The organism is Streptomyces sp. CRCS-T-1, assembly GCF_024442335.1.
Lineage (GTDB): Bacteria > Actinomycetota > Actinomycetes > Streptomycetales > Streptomycetaceae > Streptomyces > Streptomyces koelreuteriae.
On sequence record NZ_CP101651.1, the window covers coordinates 3,793,080 to 3,809,617 of the forward strand.

The 16,538-nt window shown below is 70.9% G+C and carries 16 protein-coding genes and 1 pseudogene; 6 read left to right on the plus strand and 11 right to left on the minus strand.

The annotated features are described in order from the left end of the window. Nucleotides 1-75 precede the first annotated feature (75 nt). The 11 genes from kynU to NNW99_RS17015 all read right to left on the minus strand — a co-directional run bounded on the left by kynU (nt 76) and on the right by NNW99_RS17015 (nt 10,993). Nucleotides 76-1,266, minus strand: a complete 1,191-nt coding sequence (gene kynU, locus NNW99_RS16965; protein WP_215119992.1) for a kynureninase — start codon at nt 1,264-1,266, stop codon at nt 76-78. Next, entirely contained in the window at nt 1,259-2,089 is an 831-nt protein-coding gene (locus tag NNW99_RS16970) for a tryptophan 2,3-dioxygenase family protein (RefSeq protein WP_215119993.1), read from the minus strand. The genes kynU and NNW99_RS16970 overlap by 8 nt, the downstream gene beginning before the upstream one ends. A gap of 152 nt (nt 2,090-2,241) precedes the next feature. Next, on the minus strand, nt 2,242-2,655 hold the full coding sequence (locus NNW99_RS16975; protein ID WP_184594398.1) for a DUF3151 domain-containing protein: 414 nt from the start codon (nt 2,653-2,655) through the stop codon (nt 2,242-2,244). Nucleotides 2,656-2,748: 93 nt separating this feature from the next. Beyond that, entirely contained in the window at nt 2,749-4,218 is a 1,470-nt protein-coding gene (locus NNW99_RS16980) for an MFS transporter (RefSeq protein WP_215119994.1), read from the minus strand. A gap of 77 nt (nt 4,219-4,295) precedes the next feature. Then, a complete protein-coding gene (fbaA, locus tag NNW99_RS16985) occupies nt 4,296-5,327 on the minus strand; it encodes a class II fructose-bisphosphate aldolase (protein WP_215119995.1) in 1,032 nt (343 codons plus the stop codon). Nucleotides 5,328-5,494: 167 nt separating this feature from the next. Then, nucleotides 5,495-6,043 (minus strand): orotate phosphoribosyltransferase, encoded by a 549-nt coding sequence (gene pyrE, locus NNW99_RS16990; protein ID WP_030245666.1) that lies wholly within the window; start codon nt 6,041-6,043, stop codon nt 5,495-5,497. Between the two features lie 10 nt (nt 6,044-6,053). Beyond that, nucleotides 6,054-6,842, minus strand: coding sequence for an aldose 1-epimerase (locus tag NNW99_RS16995; protein WP_215119996.1), 789 nt, complete (start codon nt 6,840-6,842; stop codon nt 6,054-6,056). Between the two features lie 51 nt (nt 6,843-6,893). Then, nucleotides 6,894-7,757 (minus strand): SRPBCC domain-containing protein, encoded by an 864-nt coding sequence (locus tag NNW99_RS17000; RefSeq protein ID WP_215119997.1) that lies wholly within the window; start codon nt 7,755-7,757, stop codon nt 6,894-6,896. Between the two features lie 99 nt (nt 7,758-7,856). Beyond that, nucleotides 7,857-9,512, minus strand: a complete 1,656-nt coding sequence (locus NNW99_RS17005) for a polyamine aminopropyltransferase (protein ID WP_215119998.1) — start codon at nt 9,510-9,512, stop codon at nt 7,857-7,859. A 118-nt stretch (nt 9,513-9,630) separates the two neighbouring features. Next, nucleotides 9,631-10,161 carry a DUF2617 family protein gene (locus tag NNW99_RS17010; protein ID WP_215119999.1) on the minus strand — a complete coding sequence of 177 codons (531 nt, stop codon included), beginning with the start codon at nt 10,159-10,161 and terminating at the stop codon, nt 9,631-9,633. 553 nt (nt 10,162-10,714) lie between these two features. Then, nucleotides 10,715-10,993, minus strand: a complete 279-nt coding sequence (locus tag NNW99_RS17015) for a hypothetical protein (RefSeq protein WP_215120000.1) — start codon at nt 10,991-10,993, stop codon at nt 10,715-10,717. Nucleotides 10,994-11,293: 300 nt separating this feature from the next. On the opposite strand from NNW99_RS17015, the gene NNW99_RS17020 reads away from it, so the two are divergent. The 6 genes and pseudogenes from NNW99_RS17020 to NNW99_RS17045 all read left to right on the plus strand — a co-directional run bounded on the left by NNW99_RS17020 (nt 11,294) and on the right by NNW99_RS17045 (nt 16,536). Beyond that, nucleotides 11,294-11,785, plus strand: coding sequence for a hypothetical protein (locus NNW99_RS17020; protein WP_215120001.1), 492 nt, complete (start codon nt 11,294-11,296; stop codon nt 11,783-11,785). 85 nt (nt 11,786-11,870) lie between these two features. Further along, nucleotides 11,871-12,116 (plus strand): annotated as a pseudogene (locus NNW99_RS17025) (GntR family transcriptional regulator); the annotation flags it as partial. Nucleotides 12,117-12,121: 5 nt separating this feature from the next. Further along, nucleotides 12,122-12,796, plus strand: coding sequence for a YdcF family protein (locus NNW99_RS17030; protein ID WP_215120002.1), 675 nt, complete (start codon nt 12,122-12,124; stop codon nt 12,794-12,796). A gap of 518 nt (nt 12,797-13,314) precedes the next feature. After that, nucleotides 13,315-13,824 (plus strand): hypothetical protein, encoded by a 510-nt coding sequence (locus NNW99_RS17035; protein WP_215120003.1) that lies wholly within the window; start codon nt 13,315-13,317, stop codon nt 13,822-13,824. Between the two features lie 769 nt (nt 13,825-14,593). After that, nucleotides 14,594-15,790, plus strand: a complete 1,197-nt coding sequence (locus NNW99_RS17040; RefSeq protein ID WP_215120004.1) for a pyridoxal phosphate-dependent aminotransferase — start codon at nt 14,594-14,596, stop codon at nt 15,788-15,790. A gap of 167 nt (nt 15,791-15,957) precedes the next feature. Next, complete coding sequence (locus NNW99_RS17045; protein ID WP_215120005.1) at nt 15,958-16,536, plus strand: hypothetical protein; 579 nt, start codon at nt 15,958-15,960, stop codon at nt 16,534-16,536. Nucleotides 16,537-16,538: the final 2 nt, after the last annotated feature.

Consider the following 16,538-nt stretch of genomic DNA (forward strand, 5'->3'; position numbering starts at 1 on the left):
GCCGTTCGTCAAGGCCCGTCCGTCACGGCCCGTCCGTCAGGGGCCGTTCGTCAGGGGCCGTCCGTCACGCTCGGCTCACGCGAGGGACAGCGTCTCCGCCAGCACCCGCGCCGCCCGCTCCACATCGGCGAAGCCCACGTACAGCGGCGTGAACCCGAAGCGCAGCACGTCAGGCGCCCGGAAGTCTCCGACCACACCCCGCTCGATCAGCCGTTTCATCACCTCTCCGGCGTCGTCGCAGCGCAGGGCGATCTGGCTGCCCCGCTCCGCGTGCGCCACCGGCGTCAGGCACTCGACCCTGCCCTCGGGCACGTACTCCGCCACGCAGTCGAGGAAGAAGTCCGTCAGCGCGAGGGACTTGGCCCGCACCCCCTCGACCGGCACCCCGTCCCACACCTCCAGGGCCGCCTCCAGGGCGAGCATGGAGAGGATGTCGGGCGTGCCGACCCGGCCGCGCAGTGCACCGGAGGCCGGTTCATAAGCAGGACGCATGCCGAACGGCTCGGTGTGGGAGTTCCAGCCGGGCAGCGGGGAGTCGAAGCGGTCCTGCAGCTCCCGGCGTACGTACAGGTACGCCGGTGAACCCGGGCCGCCGTTCAGGTACTTGTAGGTGCAGCCGACGGCCAGGTCCACCCCGTGCTCGTCGAGCCCGACCGGCAGGGCGCCCGCGCTGTGGCACAGGTCCCAGACGGCGAGCGCGCCCGCCTCGCGCACGGCGGCCGTCAGGGACGGCAGGTCGTGCAGCCGGCCGCTGCGGTAGTCGACGTGGTTGAGGAGGACGGCCGCGGTACGGCCGGACAGCGCGCCCGGCACCTCCGCGGGTGTCACCGGCCGCAGGGTGCGGCCGGTCATCCGCGCCGCCGACTCGGCGATGTACCCGTCGGTGGGGAAGGTCGTCGCGTCGACGAGGATCTCGTCGCGGTCGTCCCCGGCGAGGCGCACCGCCCCCACGAGTGCCTTGAAGACATTGACACTGGTCGAGTCGCCCACCACGATCTGCCCGGGCGCCGCCCCGACCAGCGGGGCGATCCGGTCACCGATCCGCTCGGGCGCCGTCCACCAGCCGCTCTCCTCCCAGGACCGGATGCGCAGCTCGCCCCACTGACGCCGTACGACGTCCTCGACCCGCCCGGGCACGACGGCCGGCAACGCGCCGAGCGAGTTGCCGTCCAGATACACGACCTCGTCGAGGACGAACCCGTCCCGCTTGCCGCGCAGTTCGTCGGCGGCGTCCAGCTTCTCGGCCCTCATCACGAGTTCAGACATAGGACCGCGCCGTCCACAGCTCGGGGAAGACGTTCTTCTGCGCCCGCTTCTCCAGCCAGGCCACCCCGGCGGAGCCGCCCGTGCCGGTCTTGGAGCCCATCGCGCGGCGGGTGGCGACCAGATGGTCGTTGCGCCAGCGCCACACCAGTTCGGCGACATCGCTCAGCGCCTCGCCCAGCCGGGCCAGTCCGTCGCTCTCGTCACCCGAGTAGACGGCCGTCCAGGCCGCCTCCACCTCCGGCGACGGCTCGTAGCGCTTCGCCACGTCCCGCCCCAGCACGGCCTCCGGGACGTCGTACCCGCGCCGCGCGAGCAGCCGTACGACCTCGTCGTACAGGCTCGGCTCGTGCAGGGCCTTCTCCAGCTCGGCGTGCACACGCGGGGCGCCCCGGTGCGGGACGAGCATCGACGCGGACTTCTCGCCGAGCAGGAACTCCATCCGCCGGTACATCGCCGACTGGAAGCCGGAGCCCTCGCCGAGGGCGCTGCGGTACGAGTTGAACTGGGCGGGCGTGAGCTGGGCGAGCGGCCTCCAGGAGGCGTTGAGCGCCTCCAGCTCACGCACGGACCGCTTCAGCGCGGCGGTCGCGGTGGGGATGTCGTCGCCGCGCAGTGCGCGGGCCGCCGTCTCCCACTCGTGGACGATGACGGTGAACCACAGCTCCATCACCTGGGTCGTCACCAGGAAGACCATCTCTCCGGGGTCGTCGGAGAGGGTGTGCTGGAGGTGGGTGAGCACGTCCGCCTTGACGTAGTCCTCGTACGGCGTCGTGCCGGCGAAATCGAGATGCGGGGTCTCGGGCTCGTGAGCCTCGTGGGACATCGCTGTCTCCTGCAGATAACTCCGGGTAGCGGTCCGCCCCTGCCGAATTCCGGCACGGGGGCCCCGGTCCCCAGGGGCATACTCCGCAATAATCCCCCGGAACCGCAAGGCCCGCCCGCTCAGCGGACGGGCCTCGCGAGCACAGACCGCTGTCAGCCCAGGACCTGCGCCGCCGTCGGCGAGGAGTCCTTGAGGAACTGGGAGCAGCGCTCGTACTCCTCCTGCTCGCCGATCGTCTGCGCGGCGCGGGCAAGGGCGTGCAGGGCGCGCAGGAAGCCGCGGTTCGGCTCGTGCTCCCACGGCACCGGGCCGTGGCCCTTCCAGCCGCTGCGGCGCAGGGCGTCCAGGCCGCGGTGGTAGCCCGTGCGGGCGTACGCGTACGACTCCACGGCAGCGCCCCGCTCGAACGCCTCGTCGGCGAGCTGCGCCCAGGCGAGCGAGGAGGTCGGATGCGCGGCGGCCACGTCGACCGGCGCGGTACCCGACGCGAGCAGTTCCCGGGGCCCGGGGTCGTCGGGGAGGTGAGTCGGGGGCGGACCCCCGAGAAGGTTCTCGTGAATGGACATGAGGTCAAGTCTGCGCCATCCGCGTTCGCGGCGTGCAGTCATGCCCCTGGCCAGCCACAGCAGCACAACGCCCAGCACCTACGACAACGGCTGCTACGACAACCGCTTCCGCACCGGCTCCCCCTCCAACGGAGGCGACGTGACACCCCCGAACGTCCTGCACTCCGGCCGCTTGCAGTCCGGCGGCGGCCTCCGCACCACCGCGAACGCGATCACCGCCCCCACCACCAACGCCCCCGCGCACCACCCCATCGCCTTGCCGAACGCCGTGTCGAAAGCGGCCGGCTCCCGGTACGCTTCCTCCCCCATCCCCGCCAGCAGCGGCAGCGCCGCCACCGCCACCAGCCCCGCCGCCCGGGCCGCCGCGTTGTTGATGCCGCTGGCCAGCCCGGCCCGTACGACGCTCACCGAGCCCAGCACCGTCGCCGTCAGCGGCGCGACCAGCGTGACCATGCCCACCCCGAGCACCACCAGCGCCGGCAGCACATCGGCCCAGTACGACGCCCCCGGCCCCACCCGCAGCATCAGCAGCATCCCGACGGAGCACAGCAGCGGCCCCACCGTCAGCGGGATCCGCGGCCCGATCCGGTCGGCCAGCTCCCCGGACCGCGCGGACAGCAGCAGCATCAGCACGGTCGTCGGCAGCAGCGCCGTACCGGCGGCGAGGGCGGAGTAGCCCACGACGACCTGGAGCTGGAGCGTGGCCAGGAAGAAGAACCCGCCGAGCGCCGCGTACACACACAGCGTGACGAGGTTGACGGCAGTGAACTGCCGCGACGCGAAGATGTCCGGCGGCATCATCGGCTCGGCCCGCCGCCGCTCGACGACCACGAACGCGACGGCCGCGGCCACCCCGGCCACCGCCGAGACGGCCACCGGCCAACCGCCCTCACCACCGGCCTCGATCAGCGCGTACGTCAGCAGCGCCAGCGCCACCGCGCCCAGCACCGCCCCCAGTACGTCGAACCGGCCACGGGCCTCGTCACCGCCCGACTCGGGCACATGGCGCAGCGCCACCGGTACGCACACCAGCGCCAGCGGCACGTTCAGCAGGAACACCCACCGCCAGCCCGGCCCGTCCACCAGCCAGCCGCCGACGAACGGCCCGATCGCCGCGCCGACCCCGCCGAAGCCGGACCACAGACCCACCGCCCGGCCCCGGTCGTCGGGGTGGAAGGACGCCTGGATCAGCGCCAGCGACCCGGGTGTGAGCAGTGCGCCGCCCACCCCCTGCAACGCACGCGCGGCGATCAGCACACCCGCGTTCGGCGCGATCCCGCACAGCAGGGACGCGACCGCGAACCACACCACGCCGACGACGAACACCTTCCGGCGCCCGAACCGGTCCCCCAGCGCCCCGCCCAGCAGGATCAGCCCGGCCAGCGTGACCATGTACGCGTTGACCGTCCACTGCAGGGCGGACAGGTTCGCGTCGAGGTCCCGGCCGATGCGCGGCAGCGCGACATTGACGACGGTCGAGTCCAGCAGGGCCATGCTGGAGCCGAGGACGGTGGTGAGCAGGATCCATCGGCCCTGCGGGGAGGCCAGCCGGACATCGGGCATGCAGGGAGCATACGGAAGAGCCCGGCACCACAGGAGGTGCCGGGCTCAAGCCGCGGGAAAGCCGCGAGAACGGGGCCTTACTTGATCTTCGTGCCGGTGGAGCGGAGGTTGCCGCAGGCCTCGAGGACGCGCTTGGCCATGGACGCCTCGGCCAGCTTGCCCCAGGTGCGCGGGTCGTAGGTCTTCTTGGAGCCGACCTCGCCGTCGACCTTCAGGACACCGTCGTAGTTGCGGAGCATGTGGTCCGCGACCGGGCGGGTGAAGGCGTACTGGGTGTCCGTGTCGAGGTTCATCTTCACGACGCCGTTGTCCAGCGCGGTGGCGATCTCCTCGGCGGTGGAGCCGGAGCCGCCGTGGAAGACGAAGTCGAAGGGCCCCGGAGAACCAGCCTTGCCGAACTTGGCGGCGACGCCCTCGTTCAGCTCCTTCAGCAGCTCGGGGCGGAGGACGACGTTGCCCGGCTTGTACACGCCGTGCACGTTGCCGAAGGACGCGGCCAGCAGGTAGCGGCCCTTCTCGCCCAGGCCCAGGGCCTCGACCGTGCGGATCGCGTCGTCGACCGTGGTGTAGAGGGAGTCGTTGATCTCGTGCGAGACACCGTCCTCCTCGCCGCCGGTCGGGGTGATCTCCACCTCGAGGATGATCTTGGCGGCGCGGGCGATCTCCAGCAGCTCCTGCGCGATGGAGAGGTTGTCGGCCAGGGTCTCGGCGGAACCGTCCCACATGTGGGACTGGAACAGCGGGTTCAGACCGGCCTCGACGCGCTTCTGGGAGAGCGCCAGCAGCGGACGTACGTACCCGTCGAGCTTGTCCTTCGGGCAGTGGTCGGTGTGCAGCGCGATGTTCACCGGGTACTTCTCGGCGACGATGTGCGCGAACTCGGCCAGGGCGACCGAGCCGGTCACCATGTCCTTGTTGAACTGACCGCCCAGGAACTCGGCACCACCCGTGGAGATCTGGACGATGCCGTCGCTCTCCGCCTCAGCGAAACCGCGCAGGGCCGCGTGCAGGGTCTGGGTGGAGGTCACGTTGATGGCCGGGTAGGCGAACTTTCCTGCCTTCGCCCGGTCCAGCATCTCGTTGTAGACCTCGGGAGTTGCGATGGGCATGCGTCCGCTCCTTGTATCTGCGGGTTGGGGTACTGCGTTCTGCGTTCTTTACGGCCCTGACCTAGACCTTGGGATGCGACGTCATCGTCGGCCCCATCTTTCCAGACTTGGCCGGAAGGTCCAGGCCACCGTCCACGCCCTGGTCAGGTCCCCCGGTCAGGTCCCGGTCAGTCCAGCCCGAGCTCGTCCTTCGAGAAGGCGAAGAGGTACGGCACCCCGGCGCCCTCCTGGATCTTCTCCGCGGCGCCGGTCGCCCGGTCGACGATCGTCGCGACGGCCACGACCTCGGCCCCGGCCTCGCGCACGGCCTCTACGGCGGTGAGCGGGGAGCCGCCGGTGGTGGAGGTGTCCTCGACGACCAGCACACGGCGGCCCGCGATGTCCGGGCCCTCGACGCGCCGCTGCAGGCCGTGGGCCTTCGCGGCCTTGCGGACGACGAAGGCGTCCAGGCGCTTCCCGCGCGCGGCGGCGGCGTGCAGCATGGCGGCGGCGACGGGGTCGGCGCCCATGGTGAGCCCGCCGACGGCGTCGAAGTCCAGCTCCGCCGTCAGATCCAGCAGCACCTGCCCGACCAGCGGCGCGGCCTCGCCGTCCAGCGTGACCCGGCGCAGGTCGACGTAGTAGTCGGCCTCCAGACCCGATGACAGGGTCACCTTGCCGTGCACCACGGCCTTGTCCTTGATCTGCTGCAGCAGCGCGCCGCGTGTGTCCGTCATGGCGCCCAGCTTAGAGGCGGCTCCAGCTCCAGGTCGTGGTGGCCTCCAGCGGCTCCAGGGGTGTGACCAGGCGCGGCATGGTGTTGAGGCCGTTGGGCGGGCCGGTCTGCGGCTCCACGCACACGGCGGCCTCCTGCTCGTCGTAGACGACGACCCACTCCTCGCGGCTCGCCACCTTCAGCTCCAGCTGCCCGGGCCAGGTCAGGGTGACGTCGACGCCGCCGGGCATCCCGAAGCAGTCGTCCCAGGGGCCGGGCTTCGGGTCGAGGCGGTTGCCGGTGGGCAGGTGGTCGTCGCCGCGCTCCTCCTGCCAGGCGGGTTCGAAGTCGAGATGTACGTCCTCGCCACCCAGGTTGCGGTTGAACCAGGGGTGCCAGCCGATCTGCGCCGGGAAGGACGAGTCGTACGTCTCGACGGACATGGTGAGCGTCAGCGCGTCCTCGGCGAGGGCGACGACCTGGGTGACCCGGCCCGGGTGGGGCCAGGGGTCGACCAGCTCGTACGTGAGGACGGCCTCGTCCGTGCTCGTGCGGGCGGTGCGCCAGGCGTGGTCGCGGACGGTGCCGTGGATGGCGTGGGGCGGGGCGTTGAGCGGCATCTGCCGTACGGCGGCGCCGTCCAGGAACCGGCCGTCGCGGACCCGGCCGCACCAGGGCACCATCGGGAAGCAGCCGAACCGCTCCCCCTGCCGCAGCACCTCCACGCCGCCGATCCGCAGCCCTCCGACCCGGCCGCCGTTGCCCGGCTGCACGGTCACCTCCGCGTCGCCCGCGGTCAGCGTGATGTCTTCGTCACTCACGGGACGACCCTACTGCGGTGATCAAGAGGGCACCGTGCGGTCCGGGACGTTTCAGCGCCGTCGGCGCAGGGCCCGCACAGCGACGATGGCCGACGCCACCGCCAGCGCCGCCGCGGGCGCCGCCCAGCGCAGCGGCGCCGGGGGCGACACGGTCTGCGGCGCGGGCACCGGCGCGTACCGCCCACGCGGCGGCGCGTGATCGACCTCCTCGGCACTCCGCCCGATCATCGTCCGCCGCGCATGCGCCGCCTCGGCGATGGACTCGGCGTCCTCGTCCCCTTCAGCCCCTTCGGCGGACCGGCCGACGGGGGGTTCGGGGGCCGGGGGCTGGTCATCGGGGGCCGGGGCCGGGGGCTCGTCATCGGGGGCCGGTGTGGAGCTCTCGTCGGCCCCCGCCGGAGGCACAGGCTCATCGTCCGCGTCCGGGGTCGTTTCGTGGTCGGTTGTCGCCCGGGGTTCGAAGTCCTGGGTGGCGAGGGACGTGGTCGTATTCGGTGCCGCGTCGGCCAGGTGTTCCGCGAAGCGGTTCAGCAGCCGGGCGACGGCGCTCTCGACGGCGTCGGCCGGCAGGTCCTTGATCCGTCCGTCCGCCGAGGCTGTGCCGTCGAAGACGACGGTGCAGCCGTCCTCCGCCTCCCGCAGGGCGATCCGCAGCGCGAGCTTGACCGAGCCGCTGCCGCGCGACTCCTCCGCCTCGCCCTCCACGGCGTAGGCCCCGTCGTCCCGCCGGGAGACCCGTACGGCACCCCGGTAGGTGACGGAGTGACTGCCGACCCGGATCTTCAGCCGCCCGGTGACGGGCTCGGCGCCGGCGTCCTGCTGGAGCCCGGGAACCACCCGGGCGACCCGCGCGGGGTCGTCCAGCACCTCCCTGAGCCGCTCGGCCGGAACCGGAACGAACACCTCGTGCTCCATGTGGACGGACTTTACCCAGCACGGACCAGAACGCACCTCCACCTCCCGGATTCCCTCCGGATCCGGGTCCGCCCGGCGTATCCTCCGCCGCCCGCCCCCTCAGTACCGCGGATGCGGCAGCGTCGACGCCGGCAGCCCCGCGATCCGCGTCCCGCGCGCCGCCCGCTCCCCCGCCGCGAGGGACGCCTCCGTGAGGGTCCGCGGGCGCGGCCCGTCCGGGGCGAGGCGGGGCCGGGGGTCCGTGCGGGCGGCCAGGAGGAAGCCCCAGTCGCGGGGGGTCCGGGAGTGGTCGGTGGGGGTGCGGTCGGGGCCGGTGGCGAAGCCGGTGCGGCGGCCGCCCGCGGCGTACGGGGCGGTGCGGAAGCCGGCGGAGCGCAGGGTGGAGTCCACCGTCCAGTACACGCGGGGCCCGGCCGCGACCGGCCCGGCGTGCACCACGAGCCGGCCACCGGGGGCCAGCACCCGCCGCGCGAGGCCGTAGAACTCCTCGGAGTACAGCTTCGTACTCGCCGTGATCCCCGGGTCGGGCAGGTCCGAGACGACCACGTCGTACGCCGCCGGTGGCGCTTCGCGCAGCCGGCCGAAGGCGTCCTGGATCGTCACGTGCACGCGCGGGTCACCGTAGGCGTGCCGGTTCAGCGCGGACAGACCCGGGTCGGTGCGGGCCAGCCGTACCACCTCGGCGTCGAGTTCGACGATGTCGACCCGGTCCACCCCGGGGTGGCGCAGCACCTCGCGGGCGGCCAGTCCGTCACCGCCGCCGAGGATCAGCACGCGCGCGTGCGGCCCGGTCATGGCGGGGTGGACGAGGGCCTCGTGGTAGCGGAGTTCGTCGTGTCCGCTGACCCGGAGCCGGCCGTCGAGGAAGAGGGCGAGGGGCCGGCCGTGTGTGCCGCCGGCGAGGACGACTTCCTGGACGCCGGTGCGCAGCGCCACGCGGACGTCATGGCCGTACATCGCCTGCCGGGCGGCCCGCTCGAAGTCGTCGACGAGGACGGCGGCCGAGGCGAGGATCGCGAGCACGAGCGCGTTGGCGAGCAGCAGCAGCCAGCGGGCGCGCCGGGTCAGATCCCGGCGGAACAGCCCGAGCACCAGCGCCCCGCCGACGACCGCGTTGACGGCGCCGGTGAGGAGCGCGCCGGTGAGCTGGCCGAAGAACGGCAGCAGGAGGAAGGGGAAGGCGAGGCCGCCGACGAGGGCACCGACGTAGTCCGCGGCGAACAGGTCGGCCACCGCCCCGCCCGCGTCCTGGCGGCGGATGCGCTGGATCAGCTCCATCAGCAGCGGGACCTCGGCGCCGATGAGGAGCCCGGTGGCGAGGGAGAAGGCGACCAGGAGGCAGCGGGGGCCGCTCGCCCACATGCCGCCCCAGTCGCCGGTCCAGGCGAACACGGCGTACAGGGCCATCGCGCTGCAGCCGCCGACGAGCGCGAGCGTGGCCTCGACGGCGCCGAATCCGGCCGCGGCGAGTCCGCGCAGCCGCTTCGCGGCGAGGGAGCCGATGCCCATCGCGAAGACCATGACGGACAGCACGACGGACGCCTGCGTGACGGAGTCGCCCATCAAGTAGGAGGCGAGGGCGACGAGTTCGAGTTCGTACACGAGTCCGCAGGCCGCACAGACGAACACGCCCGCGAGGACCAGGAACCGTCCGGTGCCCGGCCGGACGGGCAGCGGCGCCGGGCCGCCGGGGCCGCCCGGGGCGCTCCGGGGCGGCGGGGAACCGGGCGGGGCGGGCGCGTGCGGCTCGATCACGGTGCGACGTTACGTCACGTCTCGACTGCGGTTCGTCACCCACACGTGTGGTGCTGGTTTACAGGGGGCCGGTGTCGGCACGAGACGGGTTTGCCTCGTACGGCCCCGCCCCCTGCCCTCAGTTGGCGGCGGCGGCAGCCGCCGGCGTCCGTACGCCGACTCTCGTACGGGTCGCCACCAACTGGCCGTCCTGCGGGTACGCGTGCCAGGTCCGCCAGTGCACCTGCCCCTCGTGATGCTGGGCCAGCAGTGCCGTGAAGGCGTGCGGGCTGCCGGGGAAGACGCCCGCGAGGCCGTGCGGGTGGTCGGAGACGAGGGCCAGCAACTCCTGGGCGCGGCCCTCGAAGGATCCGGGCGAGAGGACCTCGACCCGGGCGGCGAACTCGTACTCCCAGTCGCCCACCCGCTTGGCGACGCCCAGCGGAAGCGGGGTGCTGCTGCCCGGGATGCAGGCCACCGTCTCCGAGCAGATGCCCCGCTCCTCCTCCAGCAGGACCTGGTGGGAGGCGCCGAGGAGCCTCAACTGCATTTTGGCGCCGGTCAGTTCGAGGTCCAGTGCGGCCAGTGCGGGCAGCGGCTCGCGCCCCAGCGCCCAGGCGAGATCGGCCGCGCGCGTGTCGGTGTAGGAGGTGTTCAGGGTCGTGAGCATGGATCGGCTCCGCAAGCACACAAGGAGAGGGAGATGGGTCCGCTGCGCCCCGGTCGCTCCGGGGGATGTCGGCCCGGGTCAGCCCAGTCGGCCGGTTTCAGGGAGGTGTCCGCAGGGCGTCCGAGGAGCTGCGTCGGTGGGTTAGAGGGAATCATGAACCGTGGCGCCGTCACAGCGTTTTTACCCAAGTTCGTAGGGTTTCCATCCCTCAGGGGGCTCTACAGCTCAATTGTTCAACTACGGCGTGCGCCGGTGACGGTGAGGCGTGCGCCGGTGCGCCGACACTCCCGCCCGAAGCCGCGACGAACAGGCGCCCGATCCCGGCAGGGCCCCCCGAAAAGCCCTTTTGACAAGCGCAGTTGCCGGAGTCACGCCCGAGTACGCCGTCCCATGGACGCGCTTGTCCTACAGGCATGCGAAGTTGCCTGAGACCTCACCCAGTCACCCGACAGACGTTCGACGGATCCGCCGCACGGGAAACGCGGGGTCGCTCAGGTGCGGACCCCGCGTTCGGTTGGTGCGCCTTCCCGTGCGGAAGGCAAGCCGACTGCCGTCAGCTGCCTCCGCCGCCGCAGCCCCCACCACCACCGCCCCCACCGCAGGACGACCCTCCTCCGCAGGACGAACCGCCACTGCTGCACGACGACCCGCCGGACGAGCCGGAGTCTCCCCCGCCGACCCACCAGCTGCCGCCGCCGCTGCTGCTCGCGGAACCGGAGGACGCCCACGACCCACGCCGCCCCGACCGCGCGGATCCGCCCCTGCGGACCGCGGACACCAGCACGGCGACCAGGATGAACGCGATCACAGCCAGGATGATGCCGATAACCATGACGTCACCCTCCTTTCCTTCCCCCGAAGCGACCCCCCGTGGGCGCCTCGCTCTTGCGTGAACAGGGGATGCCCGGCGCTCTGATGCCCCAAAGCAGAGTTGAGGAAGTTCAGAGGGTTCGGTCGAGGGAACGACTCCTGGCCTGTACAGAGGCGCGGTTGACCCGCAGGGGGGCGAATAACGAGGGCGACCCTGTTCACTGAGGTGAGCGGGCCATCCTTCGTCGCGATGGGTGCGGGCCGGTGTCGCTCTGGTTAAGGCCATCTGGACTCGCGGTGACAGGGCTCGTACTCTGCGTACATGGAGTGGGGGACTCTGGGGGTTGCCGCAACTGGTGCTTTATTCGGGATCGGGGCAACGCTGATCACCGATGTCTTCCGCTCCCGGCGGGAAAGAGATCAACGGTGGGCGGATGCAAAACGAGCCGCCTATGCGCGGTTCTTGACTGCCCTGGCTCAAGCCCATAGCCGTATGACCGTCGCGGCTGCCCGAGGCGAAGCCGGGCCCGCACGACGACAGGCGATCCACGATGCCTTTCTCAGCGACCCGCAATACTCGGATGCGAAGTCCGTCTTGCGAGAAGTGGCCTTGGCTGCGCCTGACCACGTCCACCAGGCCGCTGAGTCGGTGTACGAGCAACTGCGAGCCGCCCGCGACATCCTCGCCGAGGACGGCATGGACTTCGCTTCACCTCAGTATCAGCAGGCCATACGACCGTTCTTCGCGAACCTGGATGCTCTGCAACGGCTGATGCGAGACGACCTACAGCCACCGGCTGAACGCCGCGTGTGAGTAGCCGCTGACAGCGAGCGCGCTCGCGCCGCATGAAGCCGGGACGTCCGAGGCACGGCTGTCCGTGGACGTGGATGCGCTTGAAGTAGATCCCACCCCGGGCCCTGCCGGCCGTGGCGGCGGATACCGGTCCTCTACGACGCCGGCTACGAGATCGACCACATGAGAGAGGCCCTGTTCGCCCGCGTCCCGACAACGGCCGAGGTGCAGCTCCTGCAGCTCCCCGCAGATGGCACGGTGGTTGAGTTCGCGGTGGGCATTCACTCGGCTTCTCACTTCGCGTGGGAGATACGACTTCAAGGTTCCCGACTCGGCACAGGGCAGGAAGTGACAGGAATGATCTCGGCACAAGCATGGGCGGATGCTCGACTCCTGTGGGACTACCACTTCATGCACCATGACCCACGGCCGTGTTCGGCGGCGGTGGGACTGGGCAGCCACGACCTCGGCGTGGCTGACGTGACAGCGGAGCTGTACCACCGGGGCATGGCGCCGGTCATCGTCTTCACGGGGGCCACGAGCCCCACGACCCGGGCACGCATGCCGCGCGGTGAGGCTGTGCACTACCGCGAGCGGGCCTTGCAGCTCGGGGTGCCCGAGTCCGCGGTACTCCTGGAACCGCGCGCCACGAACACCGGCGAGAACATCGAGTTCTCGAAGGCGGTGTTGGCAGAGGCCGGCATCAAGGTCTCATCCGTCCTGCTCGTGAGCAAGCCCTACGAGGAGCGGCGCTCGTACGGCATGATGCGGAAGCTCTGGCCTGAGGTCGAAGTGGTGTGCGCGTCCACACCGATGGGCTTGGAGGAGTACGCCGGCTCCATCGGCGACGCTCGCATCGTGATCGACATGATTGTGGGCGCCCTGCAACGAGTGCTCGTCTTCCCGGGGTTGGGTCTGGCCATCGAGCAGGACGTACCAGCCACCGTCGTAGCCGCCTTTGAGCGGCTGTGCGTCGAAGGCTTCACTGGCCGACTCATGCCAGCTGACGTTGCTGCCCGCCCTGGCACGTGATGCCAAGGCGGGCAACAGTCCGCCCTGAGCTTCGTTCTGCACTTTCCCTACTTCAAGCCCCGGCTGCGCTCCGCTCCGCCGGGCGCGCTTCCCGGCTCCGCTCCGGCGCCGCTCCTGCCTTCGGCCCGCTCCGCCCGCGCTGCGCCGACGCGCGCCCACACGTGGATAGGGCCGGTAGCCATGAGTCGATCACCGCACATGACGCCCGCGGGTCAGAACAGTGCCTCCGGCGGGGGATCGGCCGGCACCGGGATGGAGGGGGCACCGTTCCCGGCCGCGGGCCCGTAGTGGCGTGCGCGGGGAGCTCCCGTCCCGTCCGCCATCGACCCAGGCAGAGCCGAGCAGACGCGGCCCATGGCGTCCAGGTCGTTCGTACAGTGGCGCGCTCCACCTGGACGCCATGAACCACGCCCGCTCCACAGACGTGTGGGTCGACGGCGGACGGGATGGGAGCTGGGGAGAGTGGTGGGTCAGGGAGGGTATGTACGGTCTCCGCAGACGATCAGGGGAGGGGCCAGATGTCGAGTGATCTCCAGTTCAGTTGGAGTCTGACCGGAGCAGGTTGGGCAACGTACCGAATCACCGATGGTCGGGCGGAGCACAGGGATGATCCGAGCTACTGCACCAACGCTCTTGCTGACCTGCTTGTTGGCGTTGCCGGGTTGTACGGCCCTGACGCTACTCAGCGGTTCTCGTTCGACCTGGAACCCGCAGAGATGAGGTGGGTCCTCAGCAGCCGTGAGACAAGGGTCGAGATCGGCATCTACCGATTCCCCGACATGTTCAAGAGCTTCGACCTGCCGGACGATGACGGCGTCCTCTTGTGGAGCTCAGAGCAGCCGCGCACAGCCTTCGCTCACGTAGTCGTGGAAGCGGCGCAAGATGTTCTGCGCTTGCACGGCGAAGACGGATATCGGAAGAAGTGGATGCAGCACCCCTTCCCCGTCGCCGAGCTGCGAGAACTCCGTCACCTGCACCTGGAGCAGGACGCTTGCGAACTTCCGCACGAGTTGCCACACCCGGAGTGAGCAGACGGTGAAAGCCAGACTGTCAAGGGTGCGCAAGCCGTCTGACACCAACGTCTGACACCAACAACGGCGTACGGCGCCGATCAACGCCGAACCTCGGCGGCAGCTGGACAGGGCTCAGCGGACGTTCATCACGGTCGAGAGACCACCTCGATCGACCTGATAAGGATGAGGCCGGACCTTGCCCTTATCAGGCATGGTGCGCCCACGGGCACGTGAACCACGCTGAGAGCGCCGATCGCCGCAGCTCACCTGGGGACATTGGGGAGAGTTCCCCCGGCACCGCCGTTCAGTGGGGGGCCGACCGCTGGCCTCATGGAGGATGAGAGGGGCGGGGATCTACGGCCTGCAACATAGTCCCGAGGTGGCTCCCGGGGACCTTTATGCCCGCCCCTCTTGACCGCGGACCTCGAAGGTTCTCTGACCGGTCTCTATCCACCAGGCAATCTAACAAGTGGCTGTGACAACACTCCGGCTCCACTAGGGGCGACGATGCCTCGCTCCTGTACAGCAGCGGAGTACCGCAACCAGAGCAACCGCGTCCGGCCGCCCCTGGGCGGGGCCTCCCTGACCACGGGTTTCCCGGGGGCCGAGTCCCTCCTTCGTGGGTGAGTCCCGGGCCGTCCCTGGGCCGTGCGAGGGGGGTCGACGTTGACCGACGATGACAGACGTCGACTGACCACCCGCAGGTCAGAGAGGGTGCCTGGAACATCGCCGCAGGTGGCCACCGGCGAAGGTGGGTTGAGGAAGTCCAGAGCTTCGGCGCAGGATGGCCGGCATGACCTCCAGTGCGCGCCCCCTCCTCAATCGTCGGCTCGCCGAGTTCGGGACGACGATCTTCGCCGAGATGTCCGCCCTGGCTCTGAGCACCGGCGCCATCAATCTCGGCCAGGGTTTTCCCGACACCGACGGGCCCGAGGAGGTCAGGGAGGCGGCCGTACGGGCGTTGCGGGACGGGCGCGGGAATCAGTACCCGCCGGGTCCCGGTGTTCCCGAGCTGCGTGCCGCGATCGCCGCCCATCAGCAGCGGTACTACGGCCTGGCCTACGACCCCGACACCGAGGTCCTGGTCACCGCCGGGGCCACGGAGGCCATCGCGGCCTCGCTGCTGGCGCTGGTGGAGCCCGGTGACGAGGTGATCGCGCTGGAGCCGTACTACGACTCCTACGCGGCGTGCATCGCCATGGCGGGCGGGCGCCGGGTGCCGGTCACCCTGCGTGCGCACGAGGACGAGGGCCGCTTCCGCCTCGACCTCGACGAGCTGCGCGACGCCGTCACCGACCGCACCCGTCTGCTGCTGATCAACACCCCGCACAACCCGACCGGCACGGTCCTCACCCGTGAGGAGCTGGCCGCGATCGCCGAGCTGGCGGTGGAGCGGGATCTGCTCGTGGTGACGGACGAGGTGTACGAGCACCTGGTCTTCGACGAGGCCGAGCACGTGCCGCTGGCGACGTTCCCGGGGATGCGCGAGCGCACGGTGACCATTTCGAGCAGCGGCAAGACGTTCTCGTTCACCGGTTGGAAGGTCGGCTGGGTGACGGCTGCCCCGGAGCTGGTCACGGCCGTGCGCTCGGCGAAGCAGTACCTGACGTACGTCTCGGCGGGCCCGTTCCAGTACGCGATCGCCGAGGCGCTCGGGCTGCCGGACTCGTACTTCGACGGCCTCCGTACCGACCTGCGGCGCAAGCGTGACCTGCTCTCAGACGGCCTGCGGGCGGCCGGGTTCAAGGTCTACCAGCCCAAGGGCACATACTTCATCACCACCGGCATCACCCCCTTCGGCGAGAAGGACGCCTACGCCTTCTGCCGCGCCCTCCCCCAGCGCTGCGGCGTCGTCGCCATCCCCAACTCGGTCTTCTACGACGACGTCGACGCCGGCCGCGGCCAGGTCCGCTTCGCCTTCTGCAAGAAGGACGACGTTCTCCAGGAGGCCGCCGTTCGGCTGCGGGGCCTGGCTTCGTGACATCACCTTCCCCGAGCGAGTCGACGGCGGCCGTGACGTCGAGCCCCGCCCGCAGCGCGGCCGCATGACCGGGTAACAGGTTCTTCAAAGGTTCTTCATCACCTCCGGCCTACGGTCGGGCTGCCCGCCGCGCCCGCGGTCGGGCCCGACAGGAGGCGGGAGAACCGATGAGGACGAACCGGGTGCTGATGGCCGTGGTGACGGCGTCGGTCATGGCCATCACCCTGGCCGGCTGCGGCGGCGAGGGCGACGCTCCGAAGGTCCCGACCGCCGGCGGCGACAAGGCGTCCTCGGCGTCCGGCAAGGCGGCCGCCCCGGGCGGTGGCGACGACGTGTCCGCGTACGTGAACGCCCAGCGCGAGTGGGTGAAGTGCCTGCGGAAGAACGGGGTCGACGCCCCCGACCCGGACGCCAAGGGGCAGGTCGACTTCGGCGACAACGCGGCGCTGAAGAAGGACACGAAGTTCCTGAACGCCTCCGAGAAGTGCGCCTCGCTCGTGGCGGCCGTCCCCGAGAGCCTCGAGAACGCCAACCAGCCCAAGCTCACCCCCGAGCAGATCAAGGTCAAGCGGGAATACGCCGACTGCATGCAGAAGAAGGGCGCCCCCGACTTCCCCGATCCCGGCCCCGACGGGACCGCGCAGGGCTCCGAGTGGGACCAGACGTCGGCGGGAGCCAAGCGTGCCACCCGTGTCTGCGCTCCGATCATCGGCGACCCGGCGGACCAGCCCGCGGGCAAGGGCTGACG

Bases quoted from the DNA above. Each gene is read 5' to 3' on its own strand.
- NNW99_RS17010 (WP_215119999.1), bottom strand. From the start codon at position 10,161: ATGCTCACGACCCTGAACACCTCCTACACCGACACGCGCGCGGCCGAT.
- NNW99_RS17015 (WP_215120000.1), bottom strand. From the start codon at position 10,993: ATGGTTATCGGCATCATCCTGGCTGTGATCGCGTTCATCCTGGTCGCC.
- NNW99_RS17035 (WP_215120003.1), top strand. From the start codon at position 13,315: ATGTCGAGTGATCTCCAGTTCAGTTGGAGTCTGACCGGAGCAGGTTGG.
- pyrE (WP_030245666.1), bottom strand. From the start codon at position 6,043: ATGACGGACACACGCGGCGCGCTGCTGCAGCAGATCAAGGACAAGGCC.
- kynU (WP_215119992.1), bottom strand. From the start codon at position 1,266: ATGTCTGAACTCGTGATGAGGGCCGAGAAGCTGGACGCCGCCGACGAA.
- NNW99_RS17040 (WP_215120004.1), top strand. From the start codon at position 14,594: ATGGCCGGCATGACCTCCAGTGCGCGCCCCCTCCTCAATCGTCGGCTC.
- NNW99_RS17030 (WP_215120002.1), top strand. From the start codon at position 12,122: ATGATCTCGGCACAAGCATGGGCGGATGCTCGACTCCTGTGGGACTAC.
- fbaA (WP_215119995.1), bottom strand. From the start codon at position 5,327: ATGCCCATCGCAACTCCCGAGGTCTACAACGAGATGCTGGACCGGGCG.
- NNW99_RS17020 (WP_215120001.1), top strand. From the start codon at position 11,294: ATGGAGTGGGGGACTCTGGGGGTTGCCGCAACTGGTGCTTTATTCGGG.
- NNW99_RS16980 (WP_215119994.1), bottom strand. From the start codon at position 4,218: ATGCCCGATGTCCGGCTGGCCTCCCCGCAGGGCCGATGGATCCTGCTC.
- NNW99_RS16970 (WP_215119993.1), bottom strand. From the start codon at position 2,089: ATGTCCCACGAGGCTCACGAGCCCGAGACCCCGCATCTCGATTTCGCC.
- NNW99_RS16975 (WP_184594398.1), bottom strand. From the start codon at position 2,655: ATGTCCATTCACGAGAACCTTCTCGGGGGTCCGCCCCCGACTCACCTC.
- NNW99_RS17000 (WP_215119997.1), bottom strand. From the start codon at position 7,757: ATGGAGCACGAGGTGTTCGTTCCGGTTCCGGCCGAGCGGCTCAGGGAG.
- NNW99_RS17045 (WP_215120005.1), top strand. From the start codon at position 15,958: ATGAGGACGAACCGGGTGCTGATGGCCGTGGTGACGGCGTCGGTCATG.